The organism is Rhodococcus sovatensis, from assembly GCF_037327425.1.
Lineage (GTDB): Bacteria > Actinomycetota > Actinomycetes > Mycobacteriales > Mycobacteriaceae > Rhodococcoides > Rhodococcoides sovatense.
In genome coordinates, this window is sequence record NZ_CP147846.1 from 813,638 (window position 1) to 833,438 (window position 19,801).

At 63.4% G+C, this 19,801-nt stretch carries 15 protein-coding genes; 5 read left to right on the top strand and 10 right to left on the bottom strand.

Annotated features, from left to right (window positions below; all coding sequences use genetic code 11):
* Positions 1-76: 76 nt before the first annotated feature.
* Complete coding sequence (locus WDS16_RS03870; protein ID WP_338890646.1) at positions 77-1,366, top strand: hypothetical protein; 1,290 nt, start codon at positions 77-79, stop codon at positions 1,364-1,366.
* Positions 1,367-1,380: 14 nt separating this feature from the next.
* Here the strand turns inward: WDS16_RS03870 and WDS16_RS03875 are convergent, their stop codons facing one another.
* The 9 genes from WDS16_RS03875 to WDS16_RS03915 form a co-directional block, all read right to left on the bottom strand.
* Entirely contained in the window at positions 1,381-3,327 is a 1,947-nt protein-coding gene (locus WDS16_RS03875; protein ID WP_338890647.1) for a primary-amine oxidase, read from the bottom strand.
* Positions 3,328-3,664: 337 nt separating this feature from the next.
* Positions 3,665-6,172, bottom strand: a complete 2,508-nt coding sequence (locus WDS16_RS03880) for an ATP-binding protein (RefSeq protein ID WP_338890650.1) — start codon at positions 6,170-6,172, stop codon at positions 3,665-3,667.
* 676 nt (positions 6,173-6,848) lie between these two features.
* Positions 6,849-7,664 (bottom strand): hypothetical protein, encoded by an 816-nt coding sequence (locus tag WDS16_RS03885; RefSeq protein WP_338890651.1) that lies wholly within the window; start codon positions 7,662-7,664, stop codon positions 6,849-6,851.
* Positions 7,664-8,890 carry a CoA transferase gene (locus tag WDS16_RS03890; RefSeq protein ID WP_338890653.1) on the bottom strand — a complete coding sequence of 409 codons (1,227 nt, stop codon included), beginning with the start codon at positions 8,888-8,890 and terminating at the stop codon, positions 7,664-7,666. Before WDS16_RS03890 ends, WDS16_RS03885 begins: the two co-directional genes overlap by 1 nt.
* A 30-nt stretch (positions 8,891-8,920) precedes the next feature.
* The gene (locus WDS16_RS03895; protein ID WP_338890655.1) at positions 8,921-10,288 is read right to left on the bottom strand and encodes an MFS transporter; all 1,368 of its coding nucleotides are present in this window, start codon (positions 10,286-10,288) and stop codon (positions 8,921-8,923) included.
* Positions 10,289-10,311: 23 nt separating this feature from the next.
* Entirely contained in the window at positions 10,312-11,286 is a 975-nt protein-coding gene (locus WDS16_RS03900) for a hydroxymethylglutaryl-CoA lyase (RefSeq protein WP_338890657.1), read from the bottom strand.
* Positions 11,283-12,563 carry a hydroxymethylglutaryl-CoA reductase, degradative gene (locus WDS16_RS03905; RefSeq protein WP_338890658.1) on the bottom strand — a complete coding sequence of 427 codons (1,281 nt, stop codon included), beginning with the start codon at positions 12,561-12,563 and terminating at the stop codon, positions 11,283-11,285. Before WDS16_RS03905 ends, WDS16_RS03900 begins: the two co-directional genes overlap by 4 nt.
* Before the next feature lie 140 nt (positions 12,564-12,703).
* A complete protein-coding gene (locus WDS16_RS03910; protein WP_338890659.1) occupies positions 12,704-14,623 on the bottom strand; it encodes a helix-turn-helix domain-containing protein in 1,920 nt (639 codons plus the stop codon).
* A 9-nt stretch (positions 14,624-14,632) separates the two neighbouring features.
* Positions 14,633-14,773, bottom strand: a complete 141-nt coding sequence (locus WDS16_RS03915; RefSeq protein WP_338890661.1) for a hypothetical protein — start codon at positions 14,771-14,773, stop codon at positions 14,633-14,635.
* 448 nt (positions 14,774-15,221) lie between these two features.
* Here WDS16_RS03915 and WDS16_RS03920 point away from each other — a divergent pair, with 448 nt between their 5' ends.
* The 3 genes from WDS16_RS03920 to WDS16_RS03930 all read left to right on the top strand — a co-directional run bounded on the left by WDS16_RS03920 (position 15,222) and on the right by WDS16_RS03930 (position 17,232).
* Positions 15,222-16,085, top strand: coding sequence for a type IV toxin-antitoxin system AbiEi family antitoxin domain-containing protein (locus WDS16_RS03920; RefSeq protein ID WP_338890662.1), 864 nt, complete (start codon positions 15,222-15,224; stop codon positions 16,083-16,085).
* A gap of 233 nt (positions 16,086-16,318) precedes the next feature.
* On the top strand, positions 16,319-16,843 hold the full coding sequence (locus WDS16_RS03925) for a DUF3558 family protein (protein ID WP_338890665.1): 525 nt from the start codon (positions 16,319-16,321) through the stop codon (positions 16,841-16,843).
* Between the two features lie 8 nt (positions 16,844-16,851).
* On the top strand, positions 16,852-17,232 hold the full coding sequence (locus WDS16_RS03930; RefSeq protein ID WP_338890666.1) for a hypothetical protein: 381 nt from the start codon (positions 16,852-16,854) through the stop codon (positions 17,230-17,232).
* Positions 17,233-17,313: 81 nt separating this feature from the next.
* Here WDS16_RS03930 and WDS16_RS03935 read toward each other — a convergent pair whose 3' ends face one another.
* Positions 17,314-18,939, bottom strand: coding sequence for a long-chain fatty acid--CoA ligase (locus WDS16_RS03935; protein ID WP_338890668.1), 1,626 nt, complete (start codon positions 18,937-18,939; stop codon positions 17,314-17,316).
* 123 nt (positions 18,940-19,062) lie between these two features.
* Here WDS16_RS03935 and WDS16_RS03940 point away from each other — a divergent pair, with 123 nt between their 5' ends.
* Positions 19,063-19,713 (top strand): SanA/YdcF family protein, encoded by a 651-nt coding sequence (locus WDS16_RS03940; protein ID WP_338890669.1) that lies wholly within the window; start codon positions 19,063-19,065, stop codon positions 19,711-19,713.
* Positions 19,714-19,801: the final 88 nt, after the last annotated feature.

The following is a 19,801-nucleotide window of genomic DNA, read 5'->3' on the forward strand; positions in this document are numbered from 1 at the left end:
TCAAATTTGGGAGACACGCTCTAGTCCTGCGAACGGCCGACTGTGCGCGACGATGGGCACCGCTAATGTCCCAAGAATGTCCCGGAGAGTGCTCAGTGTCGTGGCAGCAGCGATGTTCGCTCTTGTCTCCTGCTCGTCCGAGCAGCCGGTGGAGGTTCCCGACTCGATCGTCGGGTTCGAGGGTCCGGCGACTTCCACTGCACCTGCCACTTCCGATCCTCCGACACAGCCGGTCGCTCCGACGTTGGTCGATCCAACCGGGTTCCTGTACGAATCAGGCGGAACCAGCGGTTACTACTTCACGACGCCGAGCGGTCTATGGCGCTGCGCGATCCTGGCGGACAGTGCGCAGGGCGGTTCGGACAACCAGATGGCCGGCTGCCAACCGAAGACAAGTACAGACATGCCGGTCGCAGGGGCGCCGCTCGTCCAGCAGTTCGGGTCCGGCGCGTTGGGTGCGCCGAACGCGATCCTGGTGAACAGCTCCGATGATGCGCGTTTCGCGAGCCTGAGCCAGGCGCTGTTCTGGCGAATGGACGAGACCACACCGGTGCTGGGATACGGACAGACACTGTCGGCGAACGGGTTCTCCTGCAACGTCCAGGAATCTGGTGTCTCGTGTCGCTCCGATAGTTCTGGCAGGGGATTCCAGTTCTCGACGGGCGGCTACGCATTCGAGTACGTCGAAGCACTGAGGACTGGCGCTGCGCCGAGCGTCAGCGCTGAGCCCGTGTTGGGGCGTGTCTGGGGGCCGGATCAGAAGGGTTATGGCGAGGTCAAGCCCGCTGACATCTACAACGGAGGCAGTCTGTCCGGACTCGTCGAGAACATCGTCTGGCAGGACTGGGGTGGGTCACAGGCCACGGGGACAGGAGTCGCGCGCAACGTCGACCAGTCGTCGGGAGTCGCCAATGCGCCGATCGAACCCGTCACGATCGTCGGATTCGACCTCGGCGATTGTGAAGGCACGTTCATGTACCGGTCGGTGGTGTGGTTCTTCCCGGACAATGGCGAGACGTTCGAGTCCGCGAAAGATATGTCCACCAAACCATGTGAGGAGAATGCATACACCGACCCCAATTCGGGAAGCTCAGGTGGAGGCACCTGCGGGGTTGTGACAGCGGCGGACGGAATGCCGCGAGATGTGCTCGTATCGAAGGGAAGTGTCTCGTGCCCCGAGGCGATGACCGTGATGAACGCGACGTACCCCACGTTGTACGACAAGCCGCTCGATATTATGGAGTACGCCGAGTGGTACTGCTCGATCAATCCCGCGGGCGAGATCCTGTTCAGCTGCGGCGACGGCAACCAGGAAGCAAGTTCTCTGGTGGTCATCTATCGATCGATGGACGACCCCTACAGGTGACGCTTCGGATCACATCAACTGCAGCAATGACCACCGACCTTCGGCGTCTCCGGCGCTAGATCGAGCATCGGATTGCCGTCGAAGAAGCCCGTCGGCTTGAGGTGCAGGCTCACGTGGCTGACCGGCATGACCGGCCAGTCCTCGGGCCTTACGACGTGGTGGGCTGCGATCGTCGGCCAGATCACCAGGTCCGCGTTCTCGAGCGAACGATCCTGTGCCGTGTACGCTACGAGCCCGTCATGGCCAGGGTTCTGCGCCACGTACTCGCCGGCCGCGTACCTCTCGCGCTCGGCATACGGCGTCGCCCACAAGTGGTTCGTGGCGAACCCTCCTCGGCGTGCCTGCTGCGAACCGGGCTGTGCGAGAGGTAAAGCGACCGCACCGGACGGCTCGATCTTGTACCCGATGTGCCCGCCGAGCTTGTTCTTCTTGTCGGCGTTGGCTATCAGCCACGTTCGGGCCTTGAGCGGATCGGCGAGGCGCTGCGCCTCGGACTCGGAAGTGAGCTGACGCTTGGTCTGTCGCCACGCGTTGCCGTGCGGATTCTCCGGCCCGACGGGAACGGCCTCGGCTTCGAGTTCGTAGAGATTGTTGCGTTCCCCGTCGACCTTCATATCGAGGCGCACGCTGAAGAAGTGCTGGTGATGCGGCCCGTAGAGCCCAGGGGAGACGAGGGTGCCGAACTCGGGGATCTGGCCCTGTTCGATCGCTCCGGTGGAAATGATGCCGGTCAGCTTGATTTCGAACTCGATCGATCCGTCCAGATACAGGTGCCAGTAGAAGCCGTAGTCGTAATTACCGACCGTCGCGAAGAACGACACGACCAGGCGACGATTGCGTCGTACCTGCCCTAGGTTGTCCCGAAAATCAGTGTGCTTCCATCCGATGCTGTAGTCCTCCTCGTGCATGCAGATGGCGTTCGGAAGCTCGATCGGCTGACCGTCCTGGTCGTTCACATACGCGTCGAAGTAGTGGATCTCGCCGAGGCAATCACAGCCCCATTGAAGCGAATTGGCGAGGACACCCAGCCCGTACTCGCCTTCGTCGAAGACGTTCTTGTTCCATTGACTGTCGCCAGGATCGCCGTAGGGGACATACATTTCCGACAGCGACGCGCGGTGGATGATGGGACGAAGAGTGCCGCGGTCGAGGTAGTCGACCTCGTGCAGCAAGAGGCCCTCGCGCGGTGTGAAGCCCACGCGCAGGCGCCAATTGGCCCATTCGACGTAGTGGCCGTCGACGGTGAACGACGGACCCTCGGGCTGGGTGATGTCGATGGTCTTCATCGGTGCGCGCTGCTCGGAGAACTCGGGGACATTGCCGGGGCGCTCGAAAAGGCCAGGTAGGTAGTTGCCCGGAGTCTGGGGGATAGGTACAACGCCGGTATCGGCCACATCCACGACCTCCATCGTGTCCATGTCGACGGTCACGACGAGGTTCTCGACGGGTCGCGCGTAGCCGTTCTCCTGTGCTTCGCTGCGAACGAACGTGAGGGGGCGCGCGAGGCGTCGACCACCGGGATTGTCGGTCTCGGTCGTGTGTCCACTGGCCCACTTGTCGACCATGGCGAGGCTGAAGTCGGTGACGCCGCGCTTGATCATCGCGTCCTGCCAGCGTGGGTCGGCCTTGATGATGTCCTCGCACTGCAGGAATTCTTCGAGAGTGATCGGCGGTTGGGCGTCGGCGATCTCGGTGTAGCTGACTACCGAATCGTCGGTGAGGGAGACGACGGCCTCGAACGTGGCGTGGGCGTCGCGGTCGCGGAGGACGAGGAATGCTCGCCGGTCCGTATGTGGTTGTTTCAGTTCGTCTTTGGACGGTTCACGGAGCTCGATGTATACGAAGCGGGCGGCTGACGTCAGGTTGTGTTCGCGGATCACGATCGCCGACGCCTGTGAAATCTCGTGCGGAGTGAGCGGTTCGAGTGGGTGGGTGGCGACGGGCGCGAACGTGTCGGTCATCGAAGCTCCTGCAGTCGGTGGGGATGGAACTCGGGCGGAATGCTGCGGGTACGGAACAAGACGACGGACGCGAGCTGCGGCGATCCTGTTGATCGACGTCCTGGTCCGCTCCCGTCCGTGGATTGTGTAACCGACGGTAGGGGTAGACCATTTCTGGTTTTCGAGCCTCGTGTGAGGGGTGTGTTACTCGGTGCGAGGTGGCTGGGTTGGGTACTGCGTCTACGGCGGAACGACTGTGTACACGAACATTGCGACGGGTTGGCTGAACTCGCGGTGCGCTACGGCATAGAGGCTGGACGAGTAACGCCAGGATGTGAGCAGGTAGGGAGGTGGAGCGCTAGCTGCTTCTGGTGCTTCCAATGGTGAGCGCATCTGAGGCAGAGACCAATTCGAATTCCCGTTCTCCGCGCAAGTTCGCGATGGCAATCATGCCGGGCGTCGGCGTATTACGCACCACGCTCCAATCTCCGATGATGTAGAGCCGCTTCTGAGCGCGTGTGATCCCGACGTTCAACAACTTGGCCGCGGATACCTCTCGCTTGTTCCCGGACAGATCTGCCTGGGCCGCCCAACGTAAACGACCCGAGTCCTGCATCAGGTCGAGGATCACGACGTCGTACTGCCGCCCTTGGAATTTGTGGGCAGTCCCGCATTCGATGGCCAACCTCCTTCTCCGCGTCAGTGCTTCTGCCTGTTGGGCATGCGCTGCGTACGGGCACACCACTCCCATCGAGGTGCCTGAGTCCTCTCGGTGACGGTTGTGGATGGCCTCGATCAAGTCGAGCCCGAGAGGGTGGGTCCACGACTGGCCGCGTCGACGCAATCCTTGTTCGGGGTGCGTGGAAGTGTCCACGAAGACTACATAGGGCGGACCGATACGGTCGTCGTTGCTGCGCCAGGAACTTTCGAGTAGGCCGTCGTAGCAGAACTCGTTCACGATGCCGGCGATGACGGGTGGATATCGATACTGCGTGCGCAGAGCCACGCATCGCGAATTACGTTCAGCGGAGGCTCGATCCACGACACCGTGCAGCGCAAAAATGTCATCTTCTTGCCAGTGCAGCACACGCTTGTCGTCCTCGGTAATGGCGTCGTCGGTCTCGGTGATCGGCGCATTCTGCAGGAAGTCACCCACGAACGCGAGGCAGTGGTCGGCTTTCGATCCGGCGTACACAAGTTGCGGAATCTGTGCCGACGCGGCCTCGTCGACAATGACCGTGTCGAAGCGACGGTTCGCGAGCTCGGTCTTCGTCGCCAACGACGACAGTGTGCACGCGATGACCGGCGCTGTCTCGAGGAGGTGGCTCTTGGTCTTTGCGTATTCGTCGTCCAGCAGCTTTTTCTCGACGATCAGCGCTTTCATTGCAGTGTCGAGTGATGCGACGCGTTCGTTGTAGTCGTCGCGTTCAGCCAGGGCCTCCAACGTTCCGTCGGCTCGACCCTCAGCAATGATGACCTCCCAGTCGGGAACGGCGTCGACAACGCGCTGAGCTTCTGCATATTGAGCTCGTGTCTGAATGGAGTGGGCCTGCGCTGCAGATTCCGCAGCCTGAACGACAGATGCTTCTCGGGCCAGCTCCCAAGCGCGGCGCTGGGCGGATTCGGCGATCACTACTTGCTGATGTGCGTTGGTGGCCTCTCCTGCAGCGGCAGCGGCTGCCCTTCTGAACGTCTCGACTCCGGCTTCGGCAGAGTGGACCTCGGCGGCAAGTATGCTGCGACGCTCATTTGCCAGTTGTATTCGTGAGTCGAGCGCATGCCGCCGCCACGGCAAACCCGCGCTCCAGGACTGTCGGGCCGACGTGGCCTCCGACCACTCCAGGACGGCATTGGACAGCTCGAACCTGAGCGACGCGAGTGACTGCTCGGCGGCGTAGACCTGGTGAGCGGCATGGTGAGCAGTTCTAGTGGCAGACTCAGTGCGTTCTCTCAGCTGAGGTAATGCGGACGCCGATGCCGCGCTGTGTGCGGCTGCCGCCTCGATTCGCTCGAAGTCGGAACGGCGGCGCGCGGACTCGACTCCCGCCATCACCAAGTCTTCTGCAAGGTGCCGTGCGGTGTCCGCTGCGTCCTGAGCTCGAAGCGCAGATTCGAGCCGTAGGCCGTTTCCCTGTTCGAGTCGCTGCACGACAACGCCGAGGTGGAGGCGATCCGGGTGCGATTCGTTCTCGGCCATTGCGTCCTGAATCGACTGAAGTCGTTCAACACGGTTGGTTATCGCTGCTGCGGCCTTGTCGACGGTGAGCCAGGGATGTTCCGACACCTTCCGGGTCAGCTGGCCCGATGCTCCGACTCGGACGACTTGACCGGCTTCTTCCACGGTCTCCGCGACTGATTCGACGACGTTGTCCACTGCGACGTGGGTGTGCGACGTGATGAGAACCGAACGCCCCTGGCTCAACGCACGAGAAACGGCTTTCACGATGACATTCGTCTTTCCGGTCCCCGGCGGGCCCCAGACCAGCCATCCACCCTCGGAGGTCATGGCGTTGAAAGCCCACTGTTGCTCGGTGTTCAGTCCTTCGACAGCGGGAGCCATGGGCAGGACACCAGGCGACCACAAGTCGACGACCAGAGGTGCACGGGTCGCCTGCTGAACGCACACACGCAGTTGCCGGAGCAGATCGAGATCGAAGTCGTCGGCGAACGCCACCCGGACGTGAGTCGCAGTTCCGAGTGCCCGACGCGTCGCTGAAGTGACCTTCAGCTTGAGTTTGCGGGCCTTGGGTTCGTATGCCAGCTCGACCTCGCAGCGTGCCGGGTCGCTGGCATCCGCGGTGTCGGCGTCCAACAGGAAGAATCGGTGGCCGGACCATCCACTCCGAGGTGGAGGAGCGGAAGTCACTACTTCCAGTAGCGTTCGCTCTGGCAACGGCAACGGATTGTCCGTAATCTTGGTCAGCTTTTCGTTCCGTAACCTGCGCTCGATCAACGCGTCTAGGCCCGCGAGCGTATTTTCGCGTATCCATGGCCACGTAGCTGCAGACCCATCCACTGGTTCCTGTCTGCGCACGACGCCGCCATCTATTGTTCCCCCACCCGACATGCCGCAACCGTATACGGGGATCACGACAACCGCGAGCAACAGGAATCGAGTGCAGCGATAGGGCGAAAGCCCCATGTGTAGTTGGCGTTTCGTTGAATATGCAAGCTTTCGCCCCCAGCGTGCATATTCAGGGTGCCGGCGTTTTCGGATTGCGTTCGGTTCAGCGACGCCCGCGGCGAGCTCGATCCGAGTTCAACCCCTCTAGCACCGGCCGGATGACCAAGGAGCGCATGGACCGAACAACCGGTACTGAAGTGCTTGCCAGATGTCGGCCGAACCGGTACTGAGGACGGCTAAACCTGAATTCGCCGCTGCAGAGCCGGTATCCACTGCCGCGCTCCCGGTGCTCGGTAGGGGAGCCGCTGACGCCGACGCTGCACCGACCAAGGCGAACGCGCATGTGATCGATAGTGCGGCCATCAAGTGGGCGGTTCGCATCTTCATTGGGCCATCCTCGTACTTGTTCGGTCACCGATCAACTTGACGCAGTCACAACTCCCCGCGCCAACACGCGATCCTCGGAGTCGAGAACGAGTACTTCGCTACCGGTATCGGTGGCACATCCCACCAACCGGACTTCTGTATCGACGAACACCGGTGCCTGCATCTGGATCGAGAAACTCCGCGGACACGCATCGGGCTGCGACCGTACGGCGAAGTCGAGCAACAGCATCCGCACCAACGGCCCGTGCACCAACAGATTCTGCAGACCCTCGACGTTGCGAGCCCAATCCCGGTTGTAGTGCACCAGATGGGTGTTGAAGGTCAGCGCGGAGAACCGGAACAGCTGGCGGGAATCGAGGGTCAACGACTCGGTCCACGACCACTCCACATCGGGAGCCGGGGCAGGCGGCTTGGCCACCGCACCCGGTTTCGCGGCCTCGAGAAACACGTCGTGCCACACACTGGAGACAGCCAGTTCACCGTCGACGAGATAGCTGCGCTCGACGTCGGCGAACACGAGCCGCCCACCCCGTCCCTGCTTGTCGACGATGGCGCCGGCCTGCACGCGCTGCTCCACGACGTCGTCGTACGCCAGTGGCCGGTGAAAGACGGTGTCCTCTCCGGCATACATCCGTCGCGGAAGATCGATGACGGGCAGGACACCGTCGTCGGCAGGGGAGCCGTCGGGACGAAGCTCGGCCAGCGCGGCGTCGAACGGGAAGTAGATGCCCTCCCAGCCGGGAGGGAGCTCACCCGTCGACTTCGGTTCCGCCGCTGTGGGAGCGAACGTGCCGCGATAGGCAACCGCGGGTGCTAGTCGCAGAGACTCGGTACGTACGACGGCCATCAGACGACGCCGTCGGTGCGCAACGCTGCGATCTTCTCGGGTGAGTACCCGGCCAAGCCCGCGAGGACCGAGTCGGTGTGCTCGCCGAGACCGTTCGCTTTGCGCCCAGGGTTGGCAGGAGTGGCACCCAGCTTGATCGGCTGGCCGAACATCCGCAGTGTCCCGAACTTGCCGTAGTCGGCCTCGACGACCATGTCCCGCTCTGCCGTGCCCGGATCCTCGACGACCTCTCCGATGTTCTTGATCGCCGTCAACGGAATGACTGCGCCGGCGAGGTCTTCGAGTTCGGATCGCTTGCGGCCGTCGAACCAGCTGATCACCAACGGCTTGACGCGGCGCTCGTAGACCTTCGGGTCGAAACGCTTGCGCATCGTGTCGATCTCGGGATCGGTCGCCGCCTCGGGAGTGCCGAAGAGCTCGCAGGAGGCGTTCCACAGCTTGTCGGTGTAGCCGCCGAAGAACACCTGGCCGTCGGCGCATGGGAACAGCTCGTATGGGCGGACCCACGCGTGCTTGTTGCCCGACGGCGTGGCTGTCGTGCCGTCGACCGTGTAGTCGACCACGGCTGTCTCCGTCATCGCGAAGATGCTGTCGACCTGCGCGACGTCGACGAGCTGGCCGACGCCCGTCCGCTCGGCGTGACGCAGCGCGGTGAGGGCGCCGATCACTCCGAACATGGTGGCGGACAGGTCACCGATCGTGACGCCGACCCGGACCGGATCTTCTCCGACCTGTCCGTTCATCGACCACAATCCGCCGGCTGCTTGCGCGGTATTGTCGAACGCCGGATACGAACTACGCGAACCTGTTTGACCGTAACCCGAGATTGCGAGATAGACGAGCCTCGGATTGATCTCGGCCAACACGTCGTAGTCGATGCCGAGCTTCTTCGTCGTTCCGGGCCGGAAGTTCTCGATCAGCACATCGGCTGTGGCGACCAGATCCTTAAGTACAGCCTTGCCCTCGTCCGCACGCAGATCGAGCGTCAGTCCCAGCTTGCCGCGGTTGTACTGGGCGTAATAGGCGCTGAACTCGTCGTCCTCGGTCTTGAGGTACGGCGGGAACCCCCGGGCCACATCGGGACCCGTCGGATTCTCGATCTTGATCACCGTCGCTCCGAAGTCGGCGAACATCTGCGCAGCGTAGGCACCGGCGAGGACGTGCGAAAGGTCGAGGACCACAACGCCGGCCAACGAGCCCGTGTTGCCTACCAGAGGGAAAGTCATGAATTCGCTTTCTATGAGAGGTACTACGGGTCAGCTGACGGGTTCGACGTCGGCGACCATGATGGGATCCAGTGTGGCGTTCTTGGCCTTCGAGGGCAAAGTCTCCGGCAGGAATGCGATGCCGATGAGACCGATGATGCTGAGCCCCATCAGGTATGCGGCTACGAGCCACGGACTGCCGTTCGACGTCGCAACCAGTGCAGTGGCGACGAGAGGCGCAGTTCCGCCGACAGCGGCTGCGGGGATTTCACGGGAGATCGCGATACCGCTCCAGCGAGCATTCGTCGGAAAGATCTCGGCGAGCAACGCTGCGGAGACACCGATGGTCGCGCCCTGAATGATGGCCAGTCCGAGGACCAGACCGACACCGACCAGCACGATGTTCTCCGTGCCGTACAACCAGAACAGCGGGAAAGCGAGGACGATGCCGAAGACGGCCGCGCCGAGCAGTACCGGCTTACGGCCGATGCGATCGGCAAGTTTGCCGAAGTAGAGGGTTGCGGGGATTGTCAGCAGTTCGGCGATGATCAGCGCCACGAGCACCGCGGTCGGGTTCACCGTGAGAGTGCCGGTGACGTAGGAGACCGAGAATGTCTGCACGATGTAGACCCACGGCAAGGTGAACGTGAACAGGGCCATGCCGCAGATGAGGATGCGCCAGTGGTTCTTGACGGCTCCGGCCAAGGGCGAGTTCTGCACGGCGCCGTCCTTCGCTGCTTCTTCGAACGCGGCGGTCTCGCTCACTCGCAGTCGGAAGTAGAGGGCGAAGGCGACAATGACCGCGCTGGCGATGAACGGGATACGCCAGCCCCAGGCGAGGAACTGCTCGTCGGGAAGCATGGTCAGCAAGGCGAACGTGCTGGTCGCCAACGCCATTCCGAGATACACCGACGCACCGGGGAAACCGGCGGTGTAGGCGCGGCGCTGCGGATCGGACGACTCGCTCGCCATGGTCATGGCGCCCGCAAACTCGGCGCCGGCACCGGCGCCTTGGAAGATACGCAACACGATCAGCAGAATCGGAGCCCAGATTCCGATCGATTCGGCGGTGGGGAGCAGACCGATGAACGTCGTCGCGATGCCCATCATCATCAGCGTCACCAGGAGCGTCATCTTGCGTCCGACGCGGTCACCGTAGTGCGCGAAGATCAGACCGCCGATCGGGCGCGCGCCGAATCCGACGGCGAAGGCCGCGAACGCGCCGAGCATTCCGGCGAAGCTCCCGGCGCCCGGGAAGAACAGCGGAGCGAACACCAGCGCGGATGCGAGGCCGTAGAGGGTGAAGTCGTACCACTCGATGATGGTGCCGACCGAGCTGCCGATGACGGCGTGGCGGCGTTCCTTCTTGGTCTTCGAGTCGACCTCGGGAAGGTTCGGGGTGTGAGACATGTCGGACATATCGATTCCTTGGGGTGCTGCGATCAACGGGTAGGGGAGAGCGTGCGGTCGGCGCGCGCGGCGGACAACGCGCGGACGACGGCAGAGGAGCTGGGACGGCCCATCGTGTCGGCCAACCACGCCGACACGTCGGACAGAGCATGGAGATCGACGCCGGTGTCGATACCGAGCCCGTCGAGCATCCACACCAGGTCTTCGGTGGCGAGGTTGCCCGTCGCACCATTGGCATAGGGGCAACGTCCCAATCCACCTGCCGACGAATCGAATTCGGTGACACCGGCCGTCAACGACGCATGCACGTTGGCAAGAGCCTGGCCGTAGGTGTCGTGCAGATGCATGGCGACCGTGTCGACCGTGATGCCCCGGGCGAGGACGGCCTCGAGGACCGCAAGAACGTGCGCGGGGGTGGCGACGCCGATCGTGTCCCCGAGGGACAAGGTCCCGACGCCCATCGCCATCAACTGCTCGGCGACGTCGGCGACGCGATGGACGTCCACCGCGCCCTCCCAGGGATCGCCGAAGCACATCGAGATGTACCCACGGGTCGTGATTCCCGCTGCGGCAGCGCCGCTCACAACGACCTCCGCCGAAGCCAACGCGTCGGACATCGTCGATCCGAGGTTCTTGTACGCGAACGTTTCCGTCGCGCTGACGAACACTGCGATCTCGGTGGCCCCGGCCGCCAGCGCACGATCGAGACCACGTGCGTTGGGCGCCAACACGATCTGTCGCACGGACGACGGTAGATCGAGCGCCGCCATCAGGTCCTCGGCGTCCGCCAGCTGAGGGACCCAGCGAGGGGAGACGAAGCTCGTCAGTTCCAGATTCGTGATGCCCGACGCGACCAGACGTCGGCAGAATTCGACCTTGGTAGCCGTCGGAACCATCGTTTTCTCTGCTTGCAGCCCGTCGCGCGGGCCTACCTCGTACACCCGGACCGACCGCGGGAGCGATGAGTCCCGATGGACGTCAGGTCGGGGGAGATTTCCGGATGTCATACGAGGCTGCCGTTGCGTAGGTCGCCGAGAATCTTCTCTGCATGTTCGACGCGAATCGAGCGGTCGCCGATCAGCCGCTGCACGACGTTGTCGAGTTCGTCGGCGGAGGCACCGGCCGTCACAGCGACGGTGCGGGCGTGAAGTCGCATGTGGCCCTGTTGGATTCCTTCGGCGGACAACGCGCGGCATGCGCCGAGGTTCTGGGCTAGTCCGACGGCGACGATGACCTCGGCCAGTTCGGTGGCCGAGGTGACGCCGAGAATCTCGATCGACGTCCGTGCCACGGGATGCGCCTTGGTGGCACCGCCGACGAGACCGACCGCCATCGGCACTTCCAATGTTCCGGACAGGTTCCCGTCGGCTGTCTTCTCGAAGTGCGAGAGGGCGGTGTAGCGGCCGTCGGCGCCGACGGCGTGGGAGTGGCAGCCGGCCTCGACAGCGCGGGTGTCGTTCCCCGTCGCAAGAACGACTGCACTGATGCCGTTCATGATGCCCTTGTTGTGCGTCGCGGCGCGGTAGGGATCGGCTTCGGCGAAGGCAGACGCGTGGACGATGTTGTCCACGACCTCGGATCCGCCGAGGAGATCGCGATCGAACACTGCGCGTGCCCGGACGATGCGCTGGTCTGCCTTGTTTGTCAGAATGCGGAGCAACGGTCGCCCGCCTGCGATCGCGGCGAGCCTCGGGGCGACGGACTCGGCCATGGTGTTGACGGCGTTGGCGCCCATGGCATCTCGGACGTCGACGACGATGTGCGCGATGACGTGGACGCCGGTGCGGGTGGGAAGAACACGAACCGTGAGGTCGCGAGCGCCACCGCCGAACTTCACGAGCGTCGGATCCTCGGCGTTCGACAGTTCGAGGATCTCCTCGCGCGCTTCGAGGATGCGCAGGCGAGCGGCCTCGGGATCCTGGACGTCGAGCAGCTGAATCTGAGCCTGCATGACGGGCCCGGTGTGGGAGACGAAAAAACCGCCGTGCGGTCGCGTCATGCGTGACGCGTTGCTCGCGGCAGCGACGACCGACGGCTCCTCGGTGGCCATCGGCACCAGGTACTCGTTGTCGTTGACGATGACGTTGGTGGCGATGCCGACCGGAATGCCGAGGACACCGACGACGTTCTCGACCATGTGATCGGCCTGCTCGACCGAGAGTCCGGTGTTCGGATCCAGCGAGTCGAGTGCGGATGCGGAGAGCCCGGTGCGATCTGCGACCGTTCGGCGACGCTCCAGCGGCGACAAGTCCTTGAATCCTGGAATTCGACTGCTGACGGGCACTACTTCCTCCGCACGTTCGACTCGGCCTGCCCGATTGGGCGCGGCCGTTGGGATATCGAACGCAACGCTACGGTTGGATTGTGACGTGGAATATGTGTTTTTAACACATCAATAGCGGCCATCAGTGTGTCATCGACACATCATGAACGGAACCGAGCAGCGCGTAGAGAATCCAGTCGCACTGCCGTCGAGATACGGAAGAGCGGTTCGTCGTCGCGCCAGCCGTCGCCGAGCAGGAGTCGCAGTCTGTCGAGGCGCTGCAGGATCGTGTTGGTGTGATAGCTCAGGGCGCGGGCCGTCTTGGTCGGGCTCGTCTCGTTGCGCACGAATGCACGTAGGGTCACCACGAGGTCGGTGCTGTGCTCGGCGTCGTAGGCGATGACCGGACCGATGACGTGGTCGATGAACGCGTGGACCGCGTCAGGATCGGATCCGAACATCACCATGTAGGGATGGAACGATTCGGTGGTGACGACGTCGTTGTCGATGCCGAGTGCCTCGAGGAGTCGCGCCGTGCGGTGGGCGACGTCGAACCGTTCCGACAATGCGTCGACGTTCGGGGCCTGCGGCGGGACGATGACGAGAATGTTGGGCACTCCGCCGGACAGGAGGGCGCGTCGAACGTCGTTGGCCTCGGTTATCGGATCGGCGCTGTGCAGGACGGCGACCAGAACATCGGAGTAGTTACTGACCAGACCGTCCTGTTGATACCGCGCTGCGACGAGCGCCGCCGCGGCAGATCGACACTGCATGGGGGCGACGATGACGAGAACGGTATCGAGCAGGGACGCATCGACGCTGTGGGCACGCGCCCGTCGATCCAGGTCTCGACGTCGTTCCGGTGACGGGTCGAGTACATCGGCGATGAGTTCGTGCCGGACGCGTTGGTCCGCGTCGGCGACGGCGTTCTGCTGCAGCGTGAGCAGGGCCGCAACCTGCGCTGCGCGCTCGATGGTGCGGTCGTCGACGGAGCCGAGTTCGAGTTCACCCGCGCTGAGCAGGACGGCTCCGAAGTAGAGCTCGCCTGCAGTGACCGCTGCGACGACCTGAGTATCCGATGTACCGGCGTCGACGTAGGAGCAGTGTCCGGTCGCGCGGCTGCGTTCGATCGCGTTCCGAACGCCGACGGACACGCTGACGATGGCCGAGATGTGTGCGGACGGCTCGGAGGAGGCGAGTATGCGCATGTCCGAGTCGACGATGGTCACGTACCGATCCAGCGCCCGCGCCAAAGTGGTTGCCACCTGGTCGAATCCGCCACCGACGAGAACCGCCTGTACAAGCTCCTGGTGGACTGTGTTGGAACGGTCGCGCACCGCGACATGATCGGTCAACGTCCTAAGTGCTGTGCGGGCTTCCTCCTCCGAAGCACGCAGCTGCGTAAGCGTGTTGGCGGTCTGCAGGACGATCGACGCATGGTCGGCGAGCGCCGACAGCATCGCGATCTGCTCCGGCGCGAACACGTGCTCTTGGCGGGTGGCCGAGAACAACACCCCGAGGACCCGGCCGTCGGACAGCATCGGTACGCCGAGGATGGACACGATGCCCTCGCGCGAGACAGCGTCGTCGATGTCGGTGTCGTGGGTGCCCTCGTCGTAGTCGCTGTAGCGTTGAACCCAGTGCGCACTACGGGAATCGGCGACCCGACTGGCCAAACCCATGCCTGCGGGGACTCGAAGATTGCGGAACTGAGGAGTCACCGACCCGATTGTCTTGCGGACGTGCAGAGTCCTTGTCTCGGAATCGAACTCGGACAGATAGGTGACGTCGCTGCCCATCATGTCGTGTGCGCGGGAGACCAATCGTTCGAGCAGACCGTCGATGTCGCGGACCTCGGCCAGATCACGCGCGCTGGCGAACAGGGTGCCCAGTTCGTGTTCGCGACGACGAAGCCGAGTCAGCTCTTCCCTGGTCGCGCGGGATCGGTGCAGAACCGTGGCCCGGGTGGCGGCGTCGACGCCCAACTCGCTCAGCAGGCGATCGAGCTCGGGTTCCTCGACGTCCCGGGACAGCGCGTCGGCGATTCTGCCGGCGACTCGGGAGAGGTCGGTGCTCGTCATGGTGCGAGCCTAATGACCAGTCTCACGCACCAGTGCCCTCACCGGTGTGGGGTCGCGACCCAACAACGCCGCGGTGACAACTCCGCTGGCCAGGAAGTCGCGCTCGCCGTAGAAATCGAACACCGCGTGGAGGCGGAGCCGCTCATCCACTCCTCGACGCTCACTGATTCCGCCGACTACCTGCCTCGATCAGGCGAACCACGTCGCGCACACTCAGTACCTCCGGCCCACCAAGCTCGTACCTCGACTCGTGATGCGAGTCGGGTCCATGGACGAGGACCCGCGCGGCTATCTCGTGGAGGCTGACGACCATCGCGTGGCTACCGGGTGCACTAACCGACGGCGCGGACATCGAGTACGGCGTCTGGCACGGTGGTCACCCTCACCTACGACTGGACAGACCCTCCTGAGGCCACGCGCGCCGCGATAGGTGGTTTGCCTTCGGTGCCCGAGTCCTTCCTCGCGGCGTCCCTGGCTGCATTGGAGAACAGTGTGGTTGGTCGTAAGTGATCGGGTGCGTTCGACCGCGCGCAGCGCGGTCCACTGCACCGGATTCAATGGCTGGAACCGTTCGGCGCCACCTAGCGTCCAAAAGGGCATGCTAGATCAATGGCTGGCTCAGCATGACGGCGTGATCACTCGTGCGCAGGCGCGAGACTGTGGTCTGAGCGACGATTCGATCGACCGTTTGGTTCGTTCCGGTGCATGGTGCGTACACAGTCGTGGGGTTTACTTCGTCGCGAACCGCCCGTTCACCGACGATGCCCGCATTCGGTGCGTGCTGTGGGGCGCAGGGGTGAGCGCCGTGCTGAGCGGTGAGGCCGCGGCGTTTTGGCACAAGGTGATTGCAGATGTGCCCAGCCTCATCGATGTCACCGTTCCGCGCGCTGGTCGAAGCCGCGCCGAGGGCTGTCGACTCCGAAGACGGGACGTGCACCCCAAAGATGTCGTGCTGCGCCGTGGGCTTCGAGTGACGTCACTCGAACTGACGGTTCTCGAAGCATCCGTCGGCAAAGCACACATCATGGATCGCGCGTTGCAGCGCCACACGAATCTGGAACGGCTGCGACGCGCACACGCGCGAAACGTGGGCCGAACCGGCTCACCCAAGGCCGAGCGTCTGCTGAAGGCGGCAGAGGGTGGCGCGCGGTCAGAAGGCGAGCGCCTGTTGATTCGTGAGCTCCGGGTCCAGAAGATCCAGGGCTGGGTGGTCAATTTCAGGTGGGGCGGTTACGAGATCGACATCGCATTCCCTGGCGTGATGGTGGCAGTCGAGATCGACGGGTGGGCCTTCCATTCCGATCGCGATGCGTTCCAGCGGGACCGGACCAGACAGAATGTCCTGAGCCAGAGTTGGACGGTCCTCCGCTACACCTGGGCAGACCTCACCGAACGGCCGGAACGCGTAGTCGCCGAAATCGTGGCAACAGTCGATCGGATCCGGTGCAGTCAGCCGCGCTGACCGCGGTCGCCTGCACCCGATTCAGTGACCGGCCGACATCGACGCCGAGCAACGCACACGCCGCGAGGGTGGGCGCCTGGAGAGGCGCATCTTCGCAACGTAAAGCACTGTGCAGCCGATGGGTGTCCGACGATCGATCGACTGTCGATACTGCGAGCGAACGTAGGCAAGCGGAACCATTCGACCCTCCGTTGCGTCTAATCTCTTGATCGAGTCTGACGGAGGGGGTCCGTGTGCGGAAGTTCTTGCCGGTGGTGGTTGCGGTGGTCGCGCTGCTCGGTGGTTGCAGCCGGGGGGTGGAGCCTCAGGCGGTTGCCGAACCAACTAGGTGGGATCCGTGCAGCATCACGCCCGAGCAGATCGAGGCGACGGGGTTGGATCCTGACTACAGAGACGTCGGCTGGGGTGAGGGCATCGTGGTCGACGACTGGGACATCTGCTCGTTCAAACCTGTTGGCTTCGATGTGCCGTACTTCTTCGTCGTAATGTCGTCGCTCGACCGCACGATCGAAGAGGCACGAGAAGATTCCTCGAACTTCGACGGACTTGACTTCCAAGTCGATGGCCGTGACGCGTTCCAATACAAGACCGACATCGCGCGGTCGATCATCGATTGCAACGTCGCTGTCGAGCTGCCACCCGGTGTTGTGGTGTTCACCATCAACTACAACGATGTCGACGACGGTATCGACCCGTGCCCAATACTGCTCGAGCACGTTGGTGATCTAGAGGCCGCTTTACCACCCGCAACCAAGTAGGAGATTCGATGGGTAATCCGGGCGAGCCGCTAACTTACTGGCAGTCACTCGCGGTGGCCGCAGACCACGGGCACCTGTATCTGAACCCGGAGGCCGCGAGAGCGTGCAGCGAAGCCTGTGACAACTTCATTTTAAAACTTGAATCGCACAAGTCGACTGCAAAGACCCTGGCCAACGTCGACGGTTGGGGCGACTTCGACTCCGGCCGAGCGCTGCGGAAGATCTTTTCCGAGAAGGCGGTGGGCGGGGACAACAACATGGTCGACGTATTGGAGAGTCATATTCAAGTCGTCCGAGAGATGCAGATCGTCTTCCGGAAGTTCTTCGCTGCGACCGAAGCGCTGGACGGAGAGAACGCCGCTGATCTCACCCAGGCCGGGCCGAACTAGACCCGACACGAATCAACCCGACGACCGCGCCGCACCAGGCCCCAGGACCTCTGAAACCTGCTACGACGCAGGCAATCTGCTTCAGGCGAGCTCGATGACGTCGAGCCTGCCGTCGGCGTGGGTGCTCCTGAGACGCTTCTTGTCGTACTTGCCGACACTGGTTTTCGGGACTTCTTCGATGAAGGTCCAGCGTTCGGGGAGCTGCCAATGCGCGACCCGCCCGTCGAGAAATTCCTTCAGCTCCTCGGCGGAGACGGTCACTCCGTCCCGTACGACGACCGCAACCAGCGGCCGCTCATCCCACTTTGGATCCGGCACGCCGATGACCGCGGCTTCTCGCACGGCAGGGTGCGCCATCACGTGGTTCTCGAGTTCGACCGAGGAGATCCACTCGCCGCCGGACTTGATGATGTCCTTCGACCGGTCGGTGAGGCGCAGATAGCCGCCGGGCGCGATGGTACCGACGTCACCGGTTCGGAGCCAACCGTCGTCGAACTTGTCCGGTGCGTCGTTTCGGTAGTAGCTGCCGGTGATCCACGGACCCCGCACCTCCAGCTCGCCTACCTGGGTGCCGTCCCATGGAAGCTCTTTGCCTGCATCGTCGACGAGTCGCGCGCGGACACCGGCCACGAATCTTCCCTGTGTGCAACGTAGGTCGAACTCGTCCTCGGGGGACAACCCGGCGTCGGGGCGCCCCGAGGTCCCCAGCGGGGAGGTTTCGGTCATTCCCCATGCCTGGGTGATGTGTACGCCGTACTCCTCGTGGAACGCGCGCATCAGGCTAGGTGGACACGCGCTTCCGCCGACCACGACGTCGCGCAGAGACGAGAGGTCGATCGGATGCTCGCCGAGATGGGCGTAGAGCGCCTGCCATATTGTCGGGACGGCCGCTGCGGCAGTGGGACGCAGAGTGGAGATCATCTCGGAAAGCGGCGCAGGCTGTAAGAACTTGTCCGGCATGATCAGCGATGCGCCGACCATCAGCGCAGCGTAGGGCAGCCCCCACGACATCGCGTGGAACATGGGCACGATCGCCAGCACCTTGTCGGATTGCGCGACGGCCATTGCGTCCGTCATGCACGCCTGCATCGAGTGCAACCAAATCGAGCGATGTGAGTAGACGACGCCCTTCGGGTCACCTGTCGTACCGGAGGTGTAACACATTGCAGCAGCGTCATGTTCGTCGAGCTCGGGCCAGTCGAATTCCTCGGGCTGACCGGCCAGAAGTTCCTCGTAGCCGAGCACCTCGAGGCCCTCCGGTGCCTGCACGTCCGACGGGTCGGCTCCGACGATGATCAGATGCCGGACGGTGGTCATGGTGGGCAGCAATGGAGTCAGCAGGGGCAACAGGCTCGCGTCGGCGATGATCACCCGGTCCTCGGCGTGCTCGGCTATATAGGTGAGTTGTTCGGGAAACAGTCGAATGTTGAGTGTGTGCAGCACAGCGCCCATGGCGGGTACCGCCATGTAGGCCTCCATGTGGGCCGAGTTGTTCCACATGAACGTGGCGACTCGCTGGTCCCCGTCGATGCCGATCGACCGAAGCGCGTGCGCGAGTTGAGCTGCACGCTTGCCCAATTCGCCGAACGTCACGGTCGTCGGGCCGGACTCGCTCCACGTGATGACCTCGGCAGAGGAGTGGATCGATGTCCCGAATCGGACAAGCTGCCCGATGGACAGCGGGGTGTCCTGCATGGTGCTCTTCATGTAATTGCCACTCCTCAGGTCCGGTTTACATGTGTGCTGTGCATCACATTAGCCACACTACGGATTCTCTTTCTCAGAGCACTCACAGGGCGCCCACAGAGCATCGCCGTAGGCTTCCCGCTCGTGAGAAGAGTGGGAGGCAAGCTCGTGCGCCTCGTCGGTGCCGGTATTGCGCTCGTGTTGGTTATCGTGCTCGGCTCGGCCGGCTGGGTGGCGTACGAATCGTTCGGGCGGGTCCACGACATTGCCGACGCGCCGAAAGCCCCTGTGGTTCTCGTTCTGGGATCTCAGGTCCGCGACGGCAAGCCGATGAAGTTCCTGACCGGACGTCTCGACGCGGCCGTCGCCCTGGTCGAATCAGGTCGGGCGCAGGCGATTCTGGTGTCCGGTGACGCGAACGGGGCATCCGGCAACGAAATTGCCGCCATGACCGACTATCTCGTCGACGCGGGCATAGACAGCAGCATCATCGTCGGAGACGACCACGGCCTCGACACCTACGATTCGTGCCTTCGAGCAGCCGAAACATTCGGCGTCACCGACGCACTGGTGGTCAGTCAGGGTTTGCACGTCTCGCGCGCCGTCGCCCTGTGCCGGGACGCGGGCATCGATGCCCATGGAGTCGACGCCGACTGCGACTGCAACCCGATGGCTGTGGCGCGCAACTTCGGACGCGAATGGCTCGCCCGGCCGAAGGTGGTTCTGGACCTCATGTCCGGGCGACCACCTGCGGTCCAGACACCGCCCGACGACGCACTCATCGCCGGCGGTTGATCGTGTAACGGACGTGAACCGATCCTGTCGGCGATTCGACGGTGCCGACGCGCCCACCGGGTTAGTCTGTGCGCGACGTCTAGCCTTC

Coding starts and splice junctions, on each gene's coding strand:
- WDS16_RS03920 (WP_338890662.1), top strand. CDS start 15,222: ATGCTAGATCAATGGCTGGCTCAGCATGACGGCGTGATCACTCGTGCG.
- WDS16_RS03895 (WP_338890655.1), bottom strand. CDS start 10,288: ATGTCCGACATGTCTCACACCCCGAACCTTCCCGAGGTCGACTCGAAG.
- WDS16_RS03930 (WP_338890666.1), top strand. CDS start 16,852: ATGGGTAATCCGGGCGAGCCGCTAACTTACTGGCAGTCACTCGCGGTG.
- WDS16_RS03870 (WP_338890646.1), top strand. CDS start 77: ATGTCCCGGAGAGTGCTCAGTGTCGTGGCAGCAGCGATGTTCGCTCTT.
- WDS16_RS03875 (WP_338890647.1), bottom strand. CDS start 3,327: ATGACCGACACGTTCGCGCCCGTCGCCACCCACCCACTCGAACCGCTC.
- WDS16_RS03910 (WP_338890659.1), bottom strand. CDS start 14,623: ATGACGAGCACCGACCTCTCCCGAGTCGCCGGCAGAATCGCCGACGCG.
- WDS16_RS03885 (WP_338890651.1), bottom strand. CDS start 7,664: ATGGCCGTCGTACGTACCGAGTCTCTGCGACTAGCACCCGCGGTTGCC.
- WDS16_RS03935 (WP_338890668.1), bottom strand. CDS start 18,939: ATGAAGAGCACCATGCAGGACACCCCGCTGTCCATCGGGCAGCTTGTC.
- WDS16_RS03890 (WP_338890653.1), bottom strand. CDS start 8,890: ATGACTTTCCCTCTGGTAGGCAACACGGGCTCGTTGGCCGGCGTTGTG.
- WDS16_RS03900 (WP_338890657.1), bottom strand. CDS start 11,286: ATGACATCCGGAAATCTCCCCCGACCTGACGTCCATCGGGACTCATCG.